Source organism: Flavobacterium sp. FlaQc-48 (genome assembly GCF_044007335.1).
In the GTDB taxonomy this organism is placed as follows: Bacteria; Bacteroidota; Bacteroidia; order Flavobacteriales; family Flavobacteriaceae; genus Flavobacterium.
In genome coordinates this window covers 248,746-272,253 of record NZ_JBIPCR010000002.1, presented here as the reverse complement: position 1 = coordinate 272,253, position 23,508 = coordinate 248,746, and the positions used below count along the sequence as shown (strand labels likewise).

The window sequence follows — 23,508 nt, the reverse complement described above, 5'->3', positions numbered from 1 at the left end:
TATACCTTAGTTATTTAATTTAATAAAACCTCCGTCAATAGGATAATCGCAACCGGTAACAAAACCGGATTCATCACTGCATAAAAACAAAGCCAAAGCTGCCACTTCATCCGGTTTCGCCATACGGCCAATGGGTTGCGACTTTGATAATTTCTCAAACATTTCAGTTTCCTGTCCCGGATAATTCTTTGCTATAAACCCGTCTACAAAAGGAGTATGAACGCGCGCCGGAGAAACTGAATTACAACGAATGTTTTCGCTTATATAATCTCTTGCTATCGATAAAGTCATTGCCATTACAGCTCCTTTGGCAGTAGAATAAGCAAACCTGTCCGGAATACCTACCCAGGCAGCAATCGAAGCCATATTTAAAATAACGCCTCCTCCAGAATTTCTAAAATGTGGTATTGAAGCATGCAGACAATTGTATACCCCTTTTACGTTCACATTCATGATTCGGTCAAAATCTGCTTCAGGAGTTGTATCTACTTTGCCAACATGAGCAATTCCTGCATTGTTTACCAGAATATTAATATTTCCTATTTTTTCAAATGTGACCAATACTTCTTGCTGACTGGCAACATTACAGGCGTGAGAAAATACTTTTCCGCCATTTGCCTTTATTTCATCAACGGCCGTTTTAGCACTTTCCTCTGTTACTTCGACAATGTGTACTTCGGCTCCCTGATTTGCAAATAAAACCGAAATGGCTTTTCCTATTCCGCTGCCACCACCGGTAACAACCGCTTTTTTGCTTTGTAATGAAAACATATAATTAGATTTTTAGATCTTTAGATTATTAGACTTTTAACTCCTGAGAGTTACAATGACACTCCTCTTTTCCACGGAATAAAATCATCCTGGTTGAGTAATACGGCTTTTGGAATAATTTCCCCACTTGCCGCTTTGATACAATATTCCAGAATATCTTCTCCCATTTCTTCAATGGTTTTTTCTCCGCTAATTATCGGACCACAATCAATATCGATAATATCTCTCATTTTTTTAGCCAAAATAGAATTTGTAGCTACCTTAATAACTGGACAAACGGGATTACCTGTTGGAGTTCCTAATCCTGTGGTAAACAAAATTAATGTTGCTCCGGCAGCCGCTTTTCCGGTTGTGGCTTCAACGTCATTTCCTGGTGTACAAACCAAACTCAAACCTGCTTTTGTTACCGGTTCTGTATAATCCAATACATCAACTACAGGTGCTGTTCCCGCTTTTTTAGCTGCTCCGGCACTTTTTATGGCATCGGTTATTAATCCGTCTTTAATATTTCCCGGCGATGGGTTCATGTGAAATCCTGAACCTACTTTATGTGCCAGGGCATCGTAAGACTGCATTAAATCAATGAATTTTTTAGCAACAGTTTCTGATGTACAACGATCAATCAGGTTCTGCTCTACTCCGCACAATTCCGGAAACTCAGCCAACAAAACTTTACCGCCCAAAGCCACCAGTAAATCTGAAGCATAACCTACTGCAGGATTAGCCGAAACTCCGCTAAAACCATCGCTGCCGCCACATTTTACTCCAAGACACAATTCGCTTAACGGCGCTGCTACTCTCTCGAGTTTGTTTATTTCGATTAATCCTTCAAATGTTTTTTTAATGGCATCGGCAATCAATTGTTCTTCGCTTTTTGATTGTTGCTGCTCAAAAATATACAAAGGTTTATCAAAGGATGGATTTTGCTTTTTAACATCATTCGTAAAATCCTGTACTTGCAAATGCTGGCAACCCAAACTCAATACGGTTATTCCCGCCACATTTGGATGATTTGCATATGAAGCCAGTAACGCACTTAAAGTGGCCGAATCCTGACGCGTACCTCCACAACCACCCTGATGGTTCAGAAATTTAATCCCATCTACATTTTTGAAGATCTTATTCGTATTTTGATCCGGAGCCAATTGTACATCAATTGAATCGAGGCTTTCTCCTTTTTTAAACGCTTCAAGTAAATTATGGGTATATTGGGTGTACTTATCGCTCACTGAATATCCTAACTCATTGTGCAAAGCTTCACGGATAACATCCAGATTGCGGTTCTCACAAAATACTGTTGGTACAAACAACCAGTAATTGGCTGTTCCAACCCGGCTGTCATTTCTTTTGTATCCTCTAAAAGTTCTGTCTTTAAATTTTGAAACATCCGGCGCTTTCCATTCAAAATCAACATGACGATACTGATACGGTTCTGCCGCATGTTTCAGATTGTCTGTTGTCATGAGGCTTCCTTTGGCAACATCATTTTGCACTTTTCCAACCAAAACACCGTACATGGTAACTTCAGCTCCTTCTTTTAAATCAGTTGTATAAAACTTATGCTTTGCCTTAATAGTATCCTGAAGGATATAGGTTTCTTTATCAAAAGTTACACTTTCTCCTTTTACCAAATCTGTCAAAGCGACCAGCACATTATCTTCCGGGTGCATTTTCACCACCAATCTTTTAACTCCGTTTTCTAACATATTATATAAATAAATTTTATGCTTTATTTGTTTTATGTCCGTTAAATGCAAACAATAATATTACTGAAAAGCAAGTCAACGGAACAACGTAACCATACTGAATACTTCATCTACTATCTGAAATCAACCCTAAAACCGGAGGAAGTAAAGCGCCTCCTACTATAGATATTACGATTAATGAAGATCCTATTTTGGTATTATCTCCAAGACCGTCAATTCCCATTTAGAAAATAGTTGGAAACATAATATTCATAAAAAAAGCTATTGTAATTAAGGTATAAACTACTATCATTCCTGAACCGAATATGGCTAATATTGATAAGAGGATATTAATGATGGTATATGATTAATAATTTTCTTGGTTGTATGTATTGCATGAAAAATGTTCCTGCAAAGCGTCCTAACATAAATGCCAGACCAAAAAACCAAGATATTTGGCTGCAACACCTTCTTCGAGACCTGCTGAAGTAGTTGCCATTTTAATAAAAAAAAGTTCTACAGCATCTCTGCATTCCCGCGCATTAGTGAGTTCAGCCACAACACCAAAGGCTTTTCCTCTCTGAGCTCGATTTCTGTAACAGCAATTTAATTATCGGCATTCTATTCCAAATATTACAGCCGCAGCTAGCTAATTTCACGTTCTATTCCTTTTGCTCCACCATTTACGATAATTATTCTTTCATTAAGTTTTAGATTCATCTTGTTCTTTATTCAAGTTGGTATTTTATTTCTTATGGTTGTAGATAAAATACAATGAATTCATTAAAATTTTAAGTCATAAAAATCAATGGCATTCCTGCTCCAGAATTTTTCCCGATCTTCTATCGAAAATTCCCAAAAATAATCCTCTACAATATCACATAATTCTGCATAAGACGCTGCCAGTGTACTCACTGGCCAATCACTTCCAAACATGAGTCGGTCGATACCAAATGCGTCTGTGACCACATCTAAACAATAGGTAAAGTCTGCAGCTTTCCACCTATTCCAATGGGCTTCGGTTACTAATCCTGAAACCTTACACATCACATTAGGAAACTGGGCCATCGCGATGATACCTTTCTCCCATTGGCTGAAATTTTGAATTTTGAAATCTGGTTTGGCCAAATGATCTATAACAAACTTTTGATGGGGGAATTTTGCAACAAGTTTTGCTGCATTTTTGAGATGTTTTGGAAAAATCAAAATATCATAGGTAAAACCATATTCTGACAATTTAGAAATTCCATTCTGGAAGCCCTCCATGTGCATAAAATTAATATCTGATTCGCCCTGAAGGATATGCCTGAATCCTTTTAACTTCTCATATTTATTAAAATATTCCAAACGTTCCTCTACGTTTTCTGAGCACAGGTCTACCCAGCCTACAACACCTTTTATGAAATCATTGTCCCGGGCCAAATCCAAAAGAAAACGAGTTTCCTCTTCGCTTTGATCTGCCTGAACAGCCACACAACCATCAATTTGATTTTCAAACAACAATGGTTCTAAATCAGAAGGCAAAAAATCCCTTCTAATCACTTTCATTTTTTCATTGATCCACGCATCCTTTACAGGATGGTATTTCCAAAAATGCTGGTGGCTATCTATTCTCATGCAAATCAAATATTTTCTCCATTAGAATCCATTTCTCACCTTTCTTTGCCCAAGGCAATGCCTTTTGATATTTCCACATCAATTCTTCCCATTTTTGAACTACCGGATTATTAGCATCCATTTCCCCTTTTCTTTCAAAACTAAAAGTTTCATTGGCTTCAATAATCATAAACATTCTGTTACCAACGCAATAAATGTCAAGATTTTCAATCCCAGAACTGGTGATACTTTCTGTGATTTCAGGCCAAATCTTTTCATGATATTTTTTGTACTCTGCCATGAGTGCCGGATCTTCATTCAAATCTAATGCAAGACAATATTTTTGAGTTATCATATTATTTTATTTAAAATTTAAGATTAAAAACTAAAAATTATTTTTTTATCAATCCAAACTAAGGATCGAAACCTATCTTTTGGTCTTTTCAAATCCTTTATTATGAAGCACAACTTTTTTTAAACAAAAACCAAGCTTATCTGCTAAATGTTTTTATATTTTCCAGCTCAATATCTCGCCGTGCTCTTAAAAGTATAAAACTAATGCATTATTATTTTTTATTTCAAGTCAAAATTATCATGTATTAAGTTTTAATTATCTTTTTTATTGATTTAACAAAACACCAAGTAAGCAGCTATTTTTTAATAAATTTAATGCATAAAAATAAGTTTTATTTACAGGATTAGAATTCAGAATACTCACCACATCTTCTTGCTGTTTTAAAGTGTTTTAAAGACCATTTAATTTAGACTGATATCCCAAATTCTGTATTCAAATTCTGTATTATAAAGCAAATTCTCGAAATTAATAAGTATAGTAATACTATATTTTTGGGACTAAATCATTGGTTTAAAGCACATGTAAATCCACCAATATATTCACAAGACCACCTTCTGCTAAAAATCATTTATTCTATTTAGAGCTATATACAAAAAAAACAACCCGAAGGTTGTTAGTTTTTGACCGCGATTACACTAGAAATAGTTGGTTTTCTGTAAATCTTTATGAACTAATGACTCAACACATTTGATACATTTTCTTCTCTTTATTATAGTATTCTGAGAAAGCAAATCTTCAAACAAAGCAATGGAATAAAACTCTTTTTATGTAAAAAAATCTTATTACTCCTATTGGTCAGGTTTAATTATTTTGGTTCGGTTTTTTATACAAAAGGAAATATTAGCTACTTATTTCTTTATAGCTCTAATAACAAAACCATAACTGTATTCTTTGTTCTTCAATTGATATTGCTCATGAGGTAAAGCGCCCCAGCTGGTATCACCACCAAGGCCTCTTTGTGCTAAATCAACACAGACAATAATTTCTTTTCGAGGCGTAATATCACTCGAATGACGGTATTTTTTTGTCAGGCCGGGATCAAAGTCTTCGGGATAATTGTGCAGCGCGCTTACTCCCAATGCTTGCAAACCTTCTATTTCTATACCATTTCCTGAGTTATTGGTTAGCGTTAACCAGCGAACATCTGTTTTATATCCATTTTCCTGAGGACGTATATAAGGGACATATTGATCAGCTACTTTACTTTGGTAAATTCCTTTGAAAGAGGCTGTGTTTCTGTCCTGATAATTCTCCCACGGCCCTCTTCCATAATATGAAAAATTATCCAGTTCTTTTTTAAGAGAAAATATCATTCCAAAACGAGGCATTTCAGACAATTGATTATTTCCGGCTTTGAATGAATTTATCAGCGTCAAACTTCCATCTGAATTCATCGTGTAAGTAATTGTATAAGTGGAGGTAACATCTTTTAAGAAAAGATTTGCCACAACAATTGTTCTACCGGATTCTTTTTTGACTTCTATAGTGTTCAGAATAGCAGTCTTTCCTGCGGCTCTCCATACATTACTTAAAACCGGCATATTGTTTCCAAAGTCATTATCTGTTGGTGCACGCCAAAAATTAGGAGTTGGCATCTGATCAAAATAATCTTCATTATTTGATTTGTATTGCTGCATTAAACCTGTATTCTTGTTGATGGTCACTTCGACACCTGCTGTGCTAAGCGTAATGGCATCTTTAGTTTCTTTGACAACCGGATTTGTCACTGCAACTTTAGATTTTGCAAAATAATTCCCCTCACTAATTGAGAATTGTTCTCGGGCTACTTCAAAATTTTGAGGTAAAACTTCAGTGCCTTCAGTAGTGTACGCATAAATATTCAAAAAATATTCAACTCCGTCTTCTGTTGTTAGTTTCGGTAATTCAAGCTGGACTTTCTTCTTAGACTGCGGTGCAAGACTAATGGCAATAGTACCTGATTTTATAACCAATCCGTTTTTTAGGACTTCATACCTGAAATTATATTTTTCTAGGTTTGTATAACCAAATCCATTTTCTACTTCAATAATTCCTTTTTTCAAATCAGCCGCTGTAAATAGAATATCTTGATACACTTTTTTTACTTCAAAAGCACCCGGATGAGGCGTGCGATCCGGCCAGACTAATCCGTCATCGCAACCATTTTCGTCATTGGTATAATTTTGACTTCCCATATCTCCTCCATAGGCCCAGTATTTTCGTCCCACTTCATCAGTCATCTCCAGTCCCTGATCTACCCAATCCCAGATAAATCCTCCCTGCATGTTATTGCTGCTGCGAATAATATCCCAATATTCCTGAAAATTACCATTGCTATTTCCCATTGAATGGGCATATTCACACATAATAAACGGGCGTTTTACTTCTTTTCGACTGGCATATTCTTTCATATAATCAATACTTGGATACATTGGGCAAACCACATCAGTATTCTCTTGTTCTCCTGCCTGCTCAAATTGTATTAATCGCGTTTTATCTCTATTTTTTACCCAATTGTAGGCTTCATGAAAAACGGGTCCGTTGCCGCATTCATTACCAAGGGACCAAAGAATAACTGAGGGCTGGTTTTTATCTCTTTCCACTAAGCTGTAAATACGATCCATATGCGCCGCTTTCCACTCTGGAAGATAAGCAGGATGTTTTGTTTTATCAAAAGGCCCTTGCAGTTCCGCCCCCATATCGTGACTTTCTATGTTGGCCTCGTCTACCAGAAATAAACCAAATTTGTTACATAATTTTACCCACATCAAGTTATTTGGATAATGACTGCAACGCACCGCATTAATGTTTAATTGCTTCATTAACCTGATGTCTTTCATCATCGTTTCTTTATCCTGATAATGGCCCGTTTTAGGATTATGTTCATGGATATTTACACCATGTACCATAATTCGAATACCGTTCACTAATAATTGTCCGTTCTTTAATTCTACTTTTCTAAAGCCAATTGGTGTCGAAACCGTTTCAATAAACTTTCCATTTTCATCCTTTAAGGTCAACAGTAAAGTATATAAATTTGGTGTTTCGTTGTTCCACAATTTAGGTGAAGTGACCTTTTGTGTAAAAGTGGTGGTTGCTTCAGAATTAGTTCCTATATTTATTTTTAATGTTCTTTTAAAAACTTCCCTGCCTACTGCATCTACTAATTTCGCTTCAACGGTTTGGTTGTTTTTTGAAATAGTATTCATATTCTTTAGTCTAACATCTACAGAGAGACTTCCGTTTTTATAGGAAGCGTCAAGATCCGGACGCGCAAAAAAATCTGCAATACGAATGTTTGCCGTACTATAAAGATAAACGTCGCGATCTATGCCTGACAAACGCCAAAAATCCTGATCCTCTAAATACGAACCATCGCTCCAGCGATATACCTCAACTGCAACCTGATTTTTACCGGGTTTAACGTATTTTGTTATATCAAACTCTGTTGGACTTTTAGTGTTTTCACTATATCCCACTTTTTCCCCATTGATCCAAATATACATTGCCGAAGTTCCTGCTTCAAAATGAAGATAAATACGTCGTTGGTTCCAGTTTTCCGGCAACTCAAAAGTGCGTTTGTAGGATCCCACAGGATTATCTGTGTGAGCAATGAAAGGCGGATTTTTAGCAAATGGATAGATGATATTGGTATAAATAGGAATTCCGTATCCAACCAATTCCCAGTTCATAGGGACTGAAATTTCTTTCCAATTTGTGGTATTAAAGTCAGTTTTAAAGAAATCTTTTGGTCTTTCGTCAGGCGTTGGCGCCCAGTTAAATTTCCATTTTCCGTCTAGTGTTAAGAACCAGGGAGAACGAGTATAATCATCTGCAATAGCAGAAGATTCGTCTGCATAGGGTAAGAATGCTGCCCGTGCAGGTTCGCGATTAATCTGAAATACGGCTGGATTTTCCCAATCACTATTTGCTGTCTTTTCCTGCGCATTGACAAATAATGATGTTATCACAGCGATATAAACTAAAATTGTATTTTTTTTCATATAAAATATTTTCTAATATGCATAATCAAAATTTATCATTCTCTAAGTCTATAATTCAATAGTTAAAACTTAGTGGGTATTTAAACTGATTGCTACACAAATATTTGAACTATTAACAAATCATAATAAGAGATGACAAATGACTGATTTAATTCGATCAATCATTTGTCAAACTCAACAACTAACTAATTTAAACAAATACTATCTACCAAGGCGCATTTTGGGTCATATTGGGATTATTATTCAATTCGCTTTGCGGAATTGGATAATACGAGTTTTTAGTGGTAAAAAGCTGGTAACCTCCTACCTGACTTGTTTTGATTACTGTTTCTAAAGTTCCCCATCTTCTTAAATCAAAAAAGTGCAGTCCTTCGCGGGCAAACTCAACATTTCTTTGGTGCATAATCTCTGTCATCATTTGGTCTTTGCTCCATCCTGTCATCGAAATATCAGCCAGCTTTGCTCTGTCTCTAATCCTTTTCACTAATGGTATTGCCTCAGCTACTTTACCTTGCATTGTTTTTGCCTCAGCCAGCATTAAAAGAACATCTGCATAACGCATGGCATATTCATTGAGTTCAGACTTCCAGTCCCCTTCGTCATTATTCCACCAGTTTTGATTTTTTCTAATCCATATCGCATTTGTTCCAAACTTTGTTGCAAAATCTGAATTGTAATAAATGCACCCCGGATAATTCCACGCCAAAGTAGCCAAAGCTCTTGGATCAAATTCGCCAGCAACAGTCTTTTCCTGTGTTAATGCATTTAATAGTACCTTTGTTGGCAATAATTCGTTCCATCCGCCAACTTCACCAGGCGCGCATTCCTGAGCCATTGTTGTTGCTCTTGTTCTCTCGGCCGGCGTTCCTCCCCAAATGGTCGAACCTCCCACTTTGCTAAACTGAATTTCAAAAACGGACTCTTTGCTGTTTTCATGTTTACCATCAAATAATTCAGCATAATTATCTAAAAGTCCATATCCGTTTGAGCCTTCGTTACTTACTAACTTATTAAATTGCTCTTCGGCCTTTGCCCAGTCTTTCATATACAAATATGTTTTTCCTAAAAACGCAATGGCGGCATTTTTTGTCACTCTTCCTTTAAGGGCAGCAGGATAATTTTCCGGTAATTTGCTATTGGCAGCAAATTGAAAATCAGCTATAACCTGATTCCAAACTTCCGCTTCAGTAGATTTTGATTTAAAATAATCAGCCTGAGTTTCTACTAACGCTGTCGTAATAGGCACGCTTCCATACTCATTGACCAAATTAAAATAATTCAAACCTCTTAAAAAAGTCGCTTCTGCTAATAATTGCTCTCTTTTAGTTTCATCTATATTTTTAATTTTTGACCCGTAAACAATTACCTGATTGGCGCGAAAAATTCCGATATAAAGTGCTTTAAAGATATCTCCGGTCAGATTGGTACCGGCATCATTTTTATACATAGAAACGGCATAACGATCCTGCACATCATTTCTGGCAACAAAATTTTCTGTTCTATTTTCTTTGAGCTGCATGGCCTGAATCTCCCAATAACCTGCATTATTATTGTCTACAAGAGTATTATAAACGGTTGCTAATCCGGCTTCCAGATCTTCAGGAGTTTTCCAATAAGAAGTAGTGGTTAATTGACTAGGGTTTTCTAATTCAAGGTTATTATCGCATGAACTTAATAATACAAGTCCTGAGATTAGATAAAATATAATTGATTTTTTTTTCATTTTTTGTCTATTTAAAAGTTAATTTGCAAACCAAAAAGTATCGTTTTGCTTAATGGATATGATTTATAATCAATTCCTCTCCCGCCTAATGCATCAGCTGACACATCCGGGTTATATCCTTTATATTTTGTAAAAGTATAGAGGTTGTCTCCTGCAAAATAAATTCTGCATCTCTCTACCGATACTTGTTTTGTAATGCTGTTTGGAATTGTATATCCAAGTTGAACCGTTTTGATTCTAAGATAAGAACCGTCTTCCAGGAATCGATCAGAATAATCTGCTCCGTTATTGTTTTTGTCGTCAATATCTAATCTTGGGAAATCTGAATTTGGATTAAAAGTATAAGAATCTAGTGTTGCGCTAGAATAGTTGGTATTGGCTCTTACTGTTTCAAGATCTGTTTTATTTCCATTATAAAGTTTATTTCCCTGAGTTCCTTGCAAAGCCAGCGTAAAGTCAATCCCTTTCCAGTCCCCCTGCAGTCTCAATCCGTACTCAAACTTAGGGAAAGCACTTCCTTTGTATTGTCTGTCTTCACCGTTGATTTCACCATCACCATTGTAATCAATGTATTTAACATCTCCTACTTGTGCATTTGGCTGAATCAGTTTTCCGTCTTTCGTATAAGAATTAATTTCTGCCTGAGATCTGAATAATCCATCAGAATCTACCAGAAAAAACGAATAAATCGGATATCCTACTTTGCTATAGGTTACTGGAGCACCGTGAAAGGAACCTTTTCCTCCTTCGATTACCTGACTTCCTGTACTAAGTTCATCTACATTGTTTTTGATACTTGAGACATTAGCGGTAATATTGAAGTTAAAATCTCCCAGTTTCTCATTATAGGTTAAACTCATTTCATAACCTTTATTGGTAACGTTTCCAGCATTTGTATAAGGATTATCACTTGATCCGACAGATAGAGGAATTGGAACTCTTAAAAGTAAATCTGATGTTTGCTTTTTGAAATAGTCAAATGTATATTGCAGCTTACCGTTCCATAAATCCAGATCTAAACCAAAATCTGATGTTGCTGTTGATTCCCATTTTAAACCCACTGCCGGATAATTAGTCTGAATATTTCCACTCCATAATGTGTTTGGTTCTCCTGCTCCGTAACTGATTCCCGAAGTAATCAATCCTAAGTATTGATAATCCCCAATTTCCTGATTCCCCAATACACCGTAACTTGCACGTAATTTAAAATCGGATATTGGTGTTTTTAGATTTGTAAAAAAGTTTTCTTTACCAATGCTCCATGCTCCTGAAACAGAAGGGAAATTACCCCATTTGTTGTTTTGGCTAAATCTTGATGACCCGTCACGTCTTATGGTAGCTGACAATGTATATTTACTGTCATAAGAGTATATTACACGACCTAAATAAGAAACCAGATTATTTTTCGTGTTAAAACCACTTGCTGCGGGCTGAACGGCTCCGGATAACGTATAAATCCCATCCGGTATTCCACTCACTGAGCTTGTAACTGACTTGAAGGTATTGTTATATACCGTATATCCTGCCAAAGCATTTACATAGTGCTTGCCAAAAGATTTTGTATAATTTAAGGTATTTTCTACCTGCGTGTAAAGATTGAACTGATCCAGATGAATCAAATCGTTATCTAAATTTTTAAAGAAACCGCCCACCTCATAACGTGGTGTATAATTATCTTTTACGTAATCTGATACAGTTGCCCCGACACTCAATTTGTATTTAAAACCATCAAAAAAGTTAGCTTCAACATACGTATTTAGCAAGGCCTGATAGGTATCACTTTTTACATCAAGAAGATTCAATGCCGCTATTGGGTTAAAGATATCCGTTACAGGACCGGAAGCTCCGCCGTATCCTCCGACCGCATCTTGATTGTAAAGAGCAAAACCGGGAATCATTGTAATAGCCGATCCCACCACATTCTTTCCTTGTCCCGGTACATCTGGTAATTCTTTTCTTTTTTCTTTGGTTAACAGAAGTGTTTCTCCAATTTTAAAGATCCCTTTTTTATAATCAGACTTTACTCTAATATTAAAACGATCGTAATTTGTTTCTCTGATTATCCCTTCCTGATTGAAGTAATTTAAAGACATATTGTATTTTAAATTATCAGATCCTCCTGAAAAACCTAAAGAGTAATTTTGAATCGGTGCAGCTTTAAAAATGGCATCCTGATAATTTACTCCAGCTGCCCCAACTTCAGGATTAAGTGAAATAGGCAACGGATCTTTTCCTGCCGCCGCATAGGCTGCATTACTTACTTTCGACCATTGTTCCTGGTTCAGTAAACTTAATTGTTTGGCTACAGTAGCATAACCTCCAAACACATCCAAAGAAACCTTGATATCTCCTTTTTTCCCGCTCTTAGTGGTAATAATAACAACACCATTTGCGGCTCTGGAACCATAGATTGCAGCGGCAGCGGCATCTTTTAAAACCTCGATTGATTCAATATCATTTGGACTTATGCTGTTCATGGATGCCACCTGGATATCATCTACCAAAATCAAAGGGGTGTTATTGTTTAATGAACCCGCTCCTCTTATCTGAATTCTGGTACCGGCGCCGGGACTTCCTCCTGCCGATTCTACAGAAACTCCTGCAACCTTACCCTGAATAGCACTACCCAGATTAGTATTGCTTTGAGCATCAAGCTGTTTTGCCTTCAAACTGCTTATAGCACCCGTAGTACTGCTTTTCTTCACAGTACCGTATCCTATTATAACAACTTCATTTAATGCATTACTTTCTTCACTTAGGGAAGCATTAATAACATTTCTTCCTTTTACTGCTTCTTCAACACTACTATATCCAATGTAGGAGAAAACTAATATGGCATTTGAATTGGCTACATTTAACTTAAAAGTTCCATCAAAATCTGTAACAGTTCCATTAGTAGTTCCTTTGACAGTTACTGTAACGCCGGGAATTTTTTGAGCTGTTTTATTGTCTTGGACTGTTCCTGTAATCGTATTTTGAGCTTGCATACTAATGCATGAAATCAAAATAAAAACAGACAGTGCCAGTTTAGATGTAATGAAAGATCTTAAATTTTTCATTCGATTAAAATTCTTTTTTTTCATAAATTCATGGTTTTAAAATTGGTATTAGTTAGTAATTATTATAATTATTCTTTGGACAAAGCAATAAAAAGCACTCTCTGTTTCAAGTACTGACCTTGGAATAAATGAACTGACCTTATTGCAGGTAGGGACTTTTATTTGCTTAATTATCCCAAGAGAATTATTAGTCTTGATCTTAAATGGATTTGAAAATTTACAATGTTCTTCATTGTGTATTTTTTTATTCTTACCCTTTCAATAAAAAAAAACGATAAATCCAATTGTGAGTTAATTAACCGTAAAAAACACACTTTTACACTGCTGTTTCAAAAGCTTTTCTTCTTTGCCCATATCTATTTTCAAATGCAAAGTAATGTCTAGTGAAAGGCATTTATGGGGGGTAAATTCAAGAAAAAAGGAGGGTAAATTCGTGATTTGTTTTATTTTAGGATAAAAATTTTAGAATATAAAAAAATCTATGCTTTTTTTTACATAAACAATAATTACCTAAAAAAAATTTCCAGAACAGTATTTCTACTAAAAACGCATATTCAGATTCCTTTTATAAAAGCTCTACAGAGACGTGGAAAAAAACAGTTTAGTACAATCTGCTATAAAAAAGACATTAATAGCCCTTTTGCTGCTGAGAAAAAAGAAAAATATGATGTCATTCTTGAACATGAATCACTAAGCAGCATTGGAGCTTAAATACAAAACATAATTATATAATAAATCTTTTTTTTAATTAGTGGAGCAGCAGATGAAAAATTATACTACTTATAGTACTATTATATCATGGAGATGAACATCCGCTTGATAGGCAATTGGCCTAAAAGTAAATTGAATAGATTATTTTTCATGGTGTAAAACAAGCAGTAATTGCAAATGAACAAACACATAAATTTTATTTGACAATATTGGTATCGGCATTAAAAGAACTCTTATATTTTTTTATATACTCAGAGGGTGTTATTCCAAATAACTTTACAAATTGTTGCCTGAAATATTTAGGATCTTCAAAACCAACTTCAGCACTTGCCTGGGCAATATTAATATCTTTTGTCAACATTAACATGGCTGCTCTTCTCAGACGGATAGAACGAATAAAGGAATTTAAAGTTTGACCTGAGATTATTTTAATTTTAGCATATAACATACTGTGGCTCATTCCCATTTCCATTGCAAAATTTTTGATCTTAAAATCTCTTTTATGAATATTGGATTCCACTATATCGATACATTTTTTTAATAGATCCTGATATTCAATTGGAACTTTTTGGGTATTCTCTTTAAGGGTTATACTTTCTAGAAAATATTTACGTAAATTATTTCGATTCCTCAATAAAGAATCTACTCTTGCCAAAAGCATGTCATCATCAAATGGTTTTGTAATATAATCATCGGCGCCACCACTTATTCCCTGAAGATGTGTCTCTGGATTTTTTGATGCCGTTAATAGAATAACCGGAATATGAGACAATATATTGTTTTCTTTTATTTTTTTACACAACTCCAGACCATCTAATTGCTCCATCGTAATATCACTGATTACTAAATCCGGCATGTATTTTTCAGTCAATTTCAGAGCTTCTTCTCCATTCTCTGCGCTATAAACAATATAGAGATCAGAAAACAATTTGATCAGATAATTTCTTATTTCAGCATTATCATCAATAATTAAAACTGTACGTTTGTCTGTCAACATTATTGCATGAAAGTCATTTTCTGAAACAGTAGCTGTAAACGAATTATTATCCTCATCCATTTCATCACCAAGAAGTTCATTGAGTAATTGACTTCTTTGATTAGCAGTATTGGTAATTTCAGCACCTTCAAAATGATTTCCACCTTTTATAAAAGTCAATCTAAATAGACTTCCTTTTCCAATTTCACTGGTACAGCTTACGCTTCCTTTATGTTTTTCTATAAAATACTTTACAATATAAAGTCCGATTCCAAAACCTGTTCCCACCGATACTTTTGAATTTACCTGCCTGAATTTTTCGAATATAACCTGCATATTCTTTTCTTCAATTCCCTTACCGGTATCAGCAATTTCAAGGATAACTTCAAAATCATTCTCAATGAGTTTTAGCTCAATTTCGCCTCCCTCAGAAGTATATTTAAAAGCATTAGACATTAAATTAAATAATGAAATTTCAATTTTCTCATAATCTCCGATAATTTCAATTGTATAATCTGGCAAACTAAAATTGTAATTAATATTCTTATCTTTTGCTTGATTTACAAAACATTGATATACCTCATTACAAAGGTTATTTACATTTATAGTTGACAATCTAAGCGAATCCGCATCATTTTCGGCTTTACGAAGAAGCAACAGCTGATCCACCAAACTCAAAAGTCTTCGTGCGTTTCGATGTGCAATCGCTAAATCACTTCCAGAAGAGCCATTTTGCACATTTTCTTTTTGAACTGCTTTTTTTAATGGATTTATAATGAGTGAAAGCGGCGTACGAAACTCATGTGAAATATAAGTAAACATAGAAGATTGCTTCTCAGCAATTTCCTTTTCTTTTTTACTTTCTAATTCAGCAATTTTCACTTTGTACTTTAGTTTTTCTTTATTTTTATTGTATCTCAGATATCCAAACACAATTGCAACAACAGCAAATAAATATAAAATATATGCCCACCAAGCCCTGTACCACGGCGGCATAACAACTATAGTAATAAGATCTGTTTCTTGGTTCCAACCTCCTTTAAAATTGGTTGTCTTTACCTTAAAAATATATTTTCCTTCGGGCAATCTCGAATAATTTGCCTTTCTTATCTGTCCGGCATATGTCCAGTGATTATCCCAGCCTTTCAAAAAGTAAGCATACTTAATTTTATCGGCATCATTATAATCAAGTGCCGCAAATTCCATTGATAAGGTGGTTTGGTCATAGGGCAGTTTTACCATCTTGATCTTACCGGAATCCCACTCTGAGTTTAATTCATTTGAACTTTGTTCAATAGGCTGATTATTGACATAAAAATCTGAAAGCAATACGTTGTTCTCTTGATTGACCTCCCTAATATTTTCAGGAAAAAAGATATTAAATCCGTTTATTCCACCAAATAGAAATTCTCCTGTGGCTAATTTTAATCCAGCATTAAAACTAAACTGATTGTTCTGAAGTCCATCATTTACTGAAAAATTCCTGAATATTTTTCTTTTCCAGTCAAACCTGCAAATACCATTATAGGTACTCATCCATAAATTTCCATTCTTGTCCTCGAGCAATCTTAAAATTGTGTTTGAGGGCAAACCATCATCAGTGGTCAGGCGTTTAAACACTTTTGTCTTACGATCAAATAACAATAATCCACCTTCCTGGGTGCCAACCCAAAGATTTTTGCTTTTATCCTCAAGTATACAACGAGCAGGATTACTAATGCTTATCCGAGTGTATTTCCTTTTTTCTTTTTCAATAACAATCAAAGAGGTGTAATTTCCACCCCAGAGTTTACCGTCACTAGTTTCTGTCAAACATTGCAAATTATCAATTCCTCTATCATAGAGTAGAAAACTATTTTTGGTCCTATCAAAGAGATATAAAAAACCTTCATTAGTAGCACTAGCCCAAATATTTCCCTTAGAATCCTTGTAAACAAGCCATATATTTCTCTCAATGTGTTTTGTGTATGGATTATAGCAAGAAAAATGACTTACAGTGTGATCTGAATTAATACGGTTTATACCACCTGCCCAGGTTGATAACCAAATAGCATTAGTTTTATCATCTCTTATAATGCTGGTAATAAAACCACTGGAGAGTTTATTTGAATATTTTATATAGGAATTATTCTTTCTATTCCAATACTTTAAACCTGCTCCATCGGTTCCTATCCATATATTGTTTTTTTCATCTTCACAAAATGAGAGAATAAAGTTATCAGTTGGATCATTCCCAATGCTATTATAGCGAATACTCTGAAAATACTTAGGCGTACCACTCAACATGCTTATGCCTCCTCGCAGTGTTCCAATCCATTTGTTTCCTGCTCTATCTTCATACAAGCACTCTATAGAATTACTCTTTAAAAGTTGGTTATCCCGGACAGAATTATAAGCTACCGCTTTTTCAGTATTTCCTACTACCTTATAAATACCACAACCATCTGTGGTCAGCCACAATTCTTTTTTCTTATCTAAAAGAATGTCAGTAACGGTGCATTTTTCTGAAAAATAATTCTGGGAAAGCAAACCAGATTTGATGTTCAAAAGAAAAAGACCTTCATCTGTACCCAGCCAAAGATTATGATCTAAAGAAACCTGCATAGATTCCACTTCTTTTGACAAAGGGAATCGTACCTTTAATCTTTTTAAGTGATAATCATATCTGCAAACACCTACATCTCTAACATATACCCAGCAGTAATCTTTAGCCCCGGCCTCTTGGAGAACCGTCGCATCGTACTTATATTTAATATCTTTATTTAATCCCTCAAGAGGTATATTTCGACCTATAAATGATCCGTTCTCAAAGAGTAGTAAACCTAAATTTTGTGTACCTACTAATACCTGTTTTTTATAAACCGATTTTATCTGACGAATGATATCCTTAAGTACTTTTGGCTTGTTATGTGCAAAAACATATTGAACTGGGTAAAATACAGCCTTGCTTTTACTATAAACACAGACACCATTAGAACCTCCCACCCAAATATTTTTATTTGAATCTCCTTCAATGCAGGATATATGATTAAATCGTAATGATTGTCTGTCCTTAATACTATTTCGGTACACTTTAAAATTATAACCATCATATCTATTGAGTCCGTCGTAGGTGCCAAACCACATATAACCATCACTATCCTGAAATATTGATCTTATTGAATTATGAGATAAACCATCGGGAGTGTCAAGAAATTTAACTGCATGCCCTTGTGAAGAACCAATTATAGGAAGACCAATTAATAGTAAAAAATTTAGAACAAAATTTTTCAAAATAAAGTGTGTTTTTAATTTCGTTAAAAGAAAATATAAGCAATTTTACAAAAAAAAACATTCTACTTATTTTTTTATATCTTTTTTTTCATAATTCACATTTTAATACCAATATTTTTGATTCAGACCAAAAAACAGACACAACTGCAAAATCATTTTAATCGTCTTTATTATTCTCGCAAGAATCTGAATGCTTATTTCCATCTCTTTTGTAGAAAATTTATGAGTTTAATTTTAATATCGTACCCACAAGGACATACAATAAAATAGAGAGCAAAATCGTATTTAAAAAACTAGACTAATAGTGCTAAACTTTGCTAGTTTTGTTAATCCATCTTTTTCTATATTCGTTTTTATACTTATGCTTCCATCGCTTATGGCTCCATAAATAATTTTCAGGATTTGATATGATTGCATTTTCCAATTTTTCAACAAAAATATTGGTTAGAATTCTTCTTTTATAAGGTTCCGTAAAATCAAATATTGGCTCTAGAATAATTTTATAACGCCCTCTTTTTTCACGAATAATATTTGCAAAAAGACTAGGTGTTTTATAATCGGCCGTATTTAATTCAACATCGCTCAAAAACGCTGTTCTTTGCGAAAGAAACGAGAGCCAATAGCTTTTTGATGGAAATTTAGGATTTTGATCTGCAAGTACAATCACAATGTGAGGACTACCTGAGAATTGCTCCATCTCTTTTTTCATATTTTCTGATTCCACGATTTTTGAACCAAAGCGGCTTTTTATTCGTAACATTAAATCATTTACTATGTGGCTGCGCGAGGTCTTATAAACCAATAAAACTTCGGCTTTTTTTTGAACTAGAGTCATATGGGCGATTGCCCATTCCCAATTAAATTGATGCCCGAGATAAATATGGCAATTTTGATTCTCTGCAAGTATTTTCTCAAGTTGGGAATAATCTGCCGAAATGTAGGAGAGTAACTTTCTCTCGGAAATAGAAAGCAGCTTTATTGTTTCCATAAAATTATCGGAAAAAACTTTGTAGAATTCTTTTTCAAGAACAATTCTTTCATTATTGGTTAGCGTATAAAAAGATTTCTTTATGTTTTCTGCAACTACTCTACGACGATATTTAAAAACATAATACAGTAAAAAAGCTAAAAAATCTGAAATGAAATATAAAATCCTAAGTGGAATTAATGAAATGAGGTATAAAAAAAAGCCAATCATTATTTTTGGTATTTGATTAAAAGATAAATTCGCTATCAAAAAAAATTGCATCACTCTATGCTTTTCAACTTGAAATTCATTTCCTTGATAAGGGAAAGCTCCTGCTTGTGACACGATTTTTCACATAACAACTATCTGTAAAACTGCGAACGATATCCATTATTAAAATTGTTGGCTAAGGTTAGATTTTTACTGTCGAGTTTTTCAATAACATAGGTTATGCCTTCAAAAATAATAAGGTCATGTTCTTTCTGATCAAAAACGCTTATACCTTTACTTAACTCATATTTACTAATTCTAATTTCTACATCATCCTTATAAGTGATAACTTTTCCATCAGTGGTAAAAACAATTTTCTTTTTGTATCCCTTAGATTTAGGAGTGGACAAATAACTTTTATTATCAACATGTATTGATTCTTTCCATATCCATTTACCCATAATTAAATTTGGATTTTCCTGCTTGGCAATCATTACTGATTTAAAAGAAAAAATTGTCATAAGTACAATAAGGCTTACTAAACACCTTCTCATTATCTTTAAACATATTTTTTGATTCCTGTTAAACATCTCATTTTTTCCCACTTTTCTAATTTCTAATACCGCGTTAAAAATTGGTGATTTTACATTATTTTTCATTCTGACTAAAAAAGATTATTGTATTGAATTTAAATCGTCAGTTTTTTTTCTGATCTATTTTGTATTGAAATCAGGAAAATAAACTTTCGCAAAATTAATTTACCTGGCACCTTGCACATACAAAAAGGGGTAGACAAATAATAGACCAGGCAAAATTTAGATAGATAATTGGTGGACAAACTATCTTTATTGGATCTATAGCTTAAAATACAAGCGCTAAGACTTACCAATAGTTCGATTTCGAAATTCATAAGCTAATCTCTCGCGAGAAGGAAAACGCAACAGAAAACAGCGCTGCAAATCAAAAAAATAAAAGTCAGTTTAATAATTGATAATTATTAACATTCGTAGTAGTGATGCTAATTATTTCAAATACGTTCGATCTTAATTTTTGGTAAGGCCCGCAAATACAATACATAATTACATGGGGAAAGTTTTAAATGCTTTTCTCATTTAAAAGCACTTTCTCCTGTTTGGCAGCCAACTCACATACCCTTCTATTGATATGTTTACCACAAATCTATCTAAAGTTCCCGTCAGTCTATCATTTGTTTACTACTTAAAAATAGTAGCCCTAGTGCTTTGGTATAATTTAGCCCATACTTAAAACAGTGGCAATTTTGACAAGGTTCATCTAGTCTAAAAACACATTTTGAATTCATTTTTATACTAACTAATGAATGTCCAGGATTTAAATTATTTACCCGAGGCAAAAAATAAAAAGTTATAACCAGATACTATCCCCATCTATTCCAATACCATATAATCAGATAATTCTATGAAAAAAAAAATTAGAAAAGATGCTTTAATACAATTAAAACTAGACATTAAGTTTGGTTTTGACACTAAAGAGGAGATTTATAACAATATCAGTTTTATATTTTATGAAAATGAAACCTACGATGAGCATTTTGATAAAGAGAAACTTAAAAAATTTATCTCAAAACACTACAAAAAACATCAGAAGAACAGTCTAAAGTGGGACCATCCGACAGATTTTGACAAACTAGCCAATGCATTTGATGATCTAATTAAGCAGCAAATTATTTGTTTGCACAATGTGTACAATAGCGAAGATGGACTATCCGACTGTATGTACGCATTTGATATGCTCGCCAAAAGAAGAATTAAAGTAATTGGCTTTTGCTATTATAACTCCTATGATCTGGAGCAGGTAATTAGCTCTGGTGAGAAAAGTCTGTTTTTGGAGTTCAAAAGTTTAAAATTAGGAATAAGAGAAGTCTCGAAAGTAAAAAACAAAATCATAAAAACCCTAAAATTAAATGGTTTACAAGCCAATGTTTCAGACTTTAACCCTAACATAATAGAAATCAAAAATATGGATTGGAAAAAAAAGCCCGACAAAGAAGACTGGTGGATTGATAGGGTAATTTATCTAATGTCAAATACCTAAAGCTATAATACGTGTATAAATCCGTTACTCTATCCACCCGAACGCTATAAAACATATAATTTCCCTCACATCCCCTTAAATCTACCTATTATTTATGAACTTGCTACGTCAAAATTACAATTACAGCTGCTTTTATAGCCTTAGAATTCGGGTATTTATAATCTTTCTTTTTACTTATTCAGCCCACAGCCAATGCAGGGTTAACACTATTAACAATAGTTTTGAGTTGCCTGTTTTACGCTACTCTGCTTCATTAATTAACCAGGATATGGTTCCTGGCTGGAGGACAACAGCGCCGGACCGAATTATAGAATTCTGGAGAAACGGTTCTAATTTAGACAATCTTCGGAGTTTTGCCTATGATGGAGAGCAGTATATAGAACTCAATGCTTCCTATTCTTCAGGATTATATCAGGACTATGATACTTCTCAAAATAATGTCTTTACGTACTCCTTTGCGCACAGAGGCAGATTTGGAGTTGATAAGATGGTATTAAAAGCAGGTCCTCCCAATGGTCCCTACACTATTGTGACCACTTGCTCAACTGGTCACCTGGCCTGGAAACTTTATAGTGGAATTTATGTGGTGCCAGAGAATCAAAAGGTCACAAGATTTATTTTTGAAGCACTTTCCAATTCCTCAAATTCTCCTACAATTGGAAACTTTCTCGATGCCATTAATTTTAATTCGGCTCTCGAGAAGCCAATCGTTGAGAATGTTCCTGCTATCTGCTCGGGTGGCTCTGTTACTTTGAATGCTAAAAGCGCTACTGAACAAGAGGATGGGTCAATTTTTCAGTGGTATAATTCAAATAAAATTCTAATCCATACGGGAAAAACCTTCACATCTGGCCCATTATTAACTAGCACAAAATACAGCGTAATACAAATTACTTCCTCGGGCTGTAAAAGTGATTATCTGGACATTGAAGTTAAAGTGAATTCAGGGGGTACAGATTTCTCAGAACATGACCTTTTAATCCAGCAAAAATCTTCAGTTTCTCCAGATAAGTGTGCCAGCCTTGTTGCTATAATTAAAAATAATACTGGCACTTTTGAATATAAATTAGACAATGGAAATTTTCAGTCCTTAAATGAATTTCACAATGTAAGTGCTGGCGCCCATATAATAACGGTAAGAAATCTTGGCCAGTGCAGCACTAGCATTAGCAAAGAGATCTTTATAGAGGCACTGGAAAAACCTTTAGTGGAGGACCCGCTCCCAATCTGCCCTGGCAACGCTGTTACTTTAAGGGCCAAGAGCGCTAATGATCCAAAATTTCAGAATATTTTTAATTGGTATGACGCAAATAAAGTTTTAATGCATACGGGAGAAACGTTCACCTCTGCGCCATTAATGACCAATACAAAATTCAGCGTTATGCAAATTAATCCTTTTGGGTGCAATAGCGATTTTCTTGAACTGGAAGTTAAAGTTCACTCAGGTTCTGCAAACATCTCAGGGCAGGACTTACTGATCCAACAAACATCCTTTATTAATTCAGCTCAAGGCACTACCCTTGTGGCTATAATCAAAAACAATACTACTGCCGGTTATGAGTATAAATTAGATCAGGCAAATTTTCAGTCCTCAAATGAATTTTATAATGTAGCCTCTGGCATCCATACTATCACAGTTAGAGATATCAGTAGCTGTATAGAGTTCAGTAAAGAAATTTTCGTAATTGCCTATCCACCTTTTTTCACTCCCAACGGTGATGGCTATAACGAGAGATGGAATATTAGCAATGCCGGAAATGACGACTTATCATTTTCAAACCTTTTCATATTTGATCGCTATGGGAAACTCTTAAAACAACTTAACCCTTTGGGTGAAGGATGGGACGGAACCTATAACGGGCAACCATTGCCCTCAAGTGATTATTGGTTCACCCTGGAGTGTACAATCGGGGGAATTCAACAAAAATTTAAAGCTCATTTTAGCCTGAAAAGATAAATCTAAATTATCACAAAAATCAGATCCTACTACTGATCTTATAGTAGACCTATAGTACAAGTAATGTTATTCTACTGCAAAAAGAACAACTTGTGCTATTTCAATATACTACAATTGCCTTTAAGAAGCAAAACACGCTCTAAGGCATTTCTATACTTTAATATCTATT

Annotated in this window: 13 protein-coding genes; 2 read left to right on the top strand and 11 right to left on the bottom strand. The window is 34.5% G+C overall.

Translation table 11 applies throughout. The annotated features are described in order from the left end of the window. Nucleotides 1-6: 6 nt before the first annotated feature. From ACHRWY_RS04380 to ACHRWY_RS04330, 11 genes are all read right to left on the bottom strand, one after another. Entirely contained in the window at nucleotides 7-771 is a 765-nt protein-coding gene (locus ACHRWY_RS04380) for an SDR family NAD(P)-dependent oxidoreductase (RefSeq protein ID WP_395352893.1), read from the bottom strand. 50 nt (nucleotides 772-821) lie between these two features. Next, complete coding sequence (locus tag ACHRWY_RS04375; protein WP_395352891.1) at nucleotides 822-2,477, bottom strand: UxaA family hydrolase; 1,656 nt, start codon at nucleotides 2,475-2,477, stop codon at nucleotides 822-824. A 400-nt stretch (nucleotides 2,478-2,877) separates the two neighbouring features. After that, entirely contained in the window at nucleotides 2,878-3,015 is a 138-nt protein-coding gene (locus ACHRWY_RS04370) for a hypothetical protein (protein WP_395352890.1), read from the bottom strand. Nucleotides 3,016-3,239: 224 nt separating this feature from the next. After that, a complete protein-coding gene (locus tag ACHRWY_RS04365) occupies nucleotides 3,240-4,073 on the bottom strand; it encodes an amidohydrolase family protein (protein ID WP_395352888.1) in 834 nt (277 codons plus the stop codon). Continuing rightward, complete coding sequence (locus ACHRWY_RS04360; protein WP_395352886.1) at nucleotides 4,060-4,407, bottom strand: L-rhamnose mutarotase; 348 nt, start codon at nucleotides 4,405-4,407, stop codon at nucleotides 4,060-4,062. Before ACHRWY_RS04360 ends, ACHRWY_RS04365 begins: the two co-directional genes overlap by 14 nt. An 848-nt stretch (nucleotides 4,408-5,255) precedes the next feature. Beyond that, entirely contained in the window at nucleotides 5,256-8,390 is a 3,135-nt protein-coding gene (locus tag ACHRWY_RS04355; protein ID WP_395352885.1) for a glycoside hydrolase family 2 TIM barrel-domain containing protein, read from the bottom strand. Nucleotides 8,391-8,595: 205 nt separating this feature from the next. Next, entirely contained in the window at nucleotides 8,596-10,113 is a 1,518-nt protein-coding gene (locus ACHRWY_RS04350; protein WP_395352883.1) for a RagB/SusD family nutrient uptake outer membrane protein, read from the bottom strand. Nucleotides 10,114-10,124: 11 nt separating this feature from the next. Then, nucleotides 10,125-13,196 carry a SusC/RagA family TonB-linked outer membrane protein gene (locus ACHRWY_RS04345; protein WP_395352881.1) on the bottom strand — a complete coding sequence of 1,024 codons (3,072 nt, stop codon included), beginning with the start codon at nucleotides 13,194-13,196 and terminating at the stop codon, nucleotides 10,125-10,127. Nucleotides 13,197-14,079: 883 nt separating this feature from the next. After that, a complete protein-coding gene (locus tag ACHRWY_RS04340; RefSeq protein ID WP_395352879.1) occupies nucleotides 14,080-18,132 on the bottom strand; it encodes a two-component regulator propeller domain-containing protein in 4,053 nt (1,350 codons plus the stop codon). A 307-nt stretch (nucleotides 18,133-18,439) separates the two neighbouring features. Further along, the gene (locus tag ACHRWY_RS04335; protein ID WP_395352876.1) at nucleotides 18,440-19,444 is read right to left on the bottom strand and encodes a lysophospholipid acyltransferase family protein; all 1,005 of its coding nucleotides are present in this window, start codon (nucleotides 19,442-19,444) and stop codon (nucleotides 18,440-18,442) included. Nucleotides 19,445-19,461: 17 nt separating this feature from the next. After that, nucleotides 19,462-19,863: a hypothetical protein gene (locus tag ACHRWY_RS04330; RefSeq protein WP_395352874.1), complete on the bottom strand. Its 402-nt coding sequence runs from the start codon at nucleotides 19,861-19,863 to the stop codon at nucleotides 19,462-19,464. An 883-nt stretch (nucleotides 19,864-20,746) separates the two neighbouring features. Between ACHRWY_RS04330 and ACHRWY_RS04325 the strand changes: the two genes are divergently transcribed. Together ACHRWY_RS04325 and ACHRWY_RS04320 are read left to right on the top strand one after the other, a co-directional pair. Further along, nucleotides 20,747-21,382, top strand: coding sequence for a DUF6891 domain-containing protein (locus tag ACHRWY_RS04325; protein ID WP_395352872.1), 636 nt, complete (start codon nucleotides 20,747-20,749; stop codon nucleotides 21,380-21,382). Nucleotides 21,383-21,476: 94 nt separating this feature from the next. After that, entirely contained in the window at nucleotides 21,477-23,339 is a 1,863-nt protein-coding gene (locus ACHRWY_RS04320; protein ID WP_395352870.1) for a T9SS type B sorting domain-containing protein, read from the top strand. The last annotated feature ends 169 nt before the right edge of the window (nucleotides 23,340-23,508 follow it).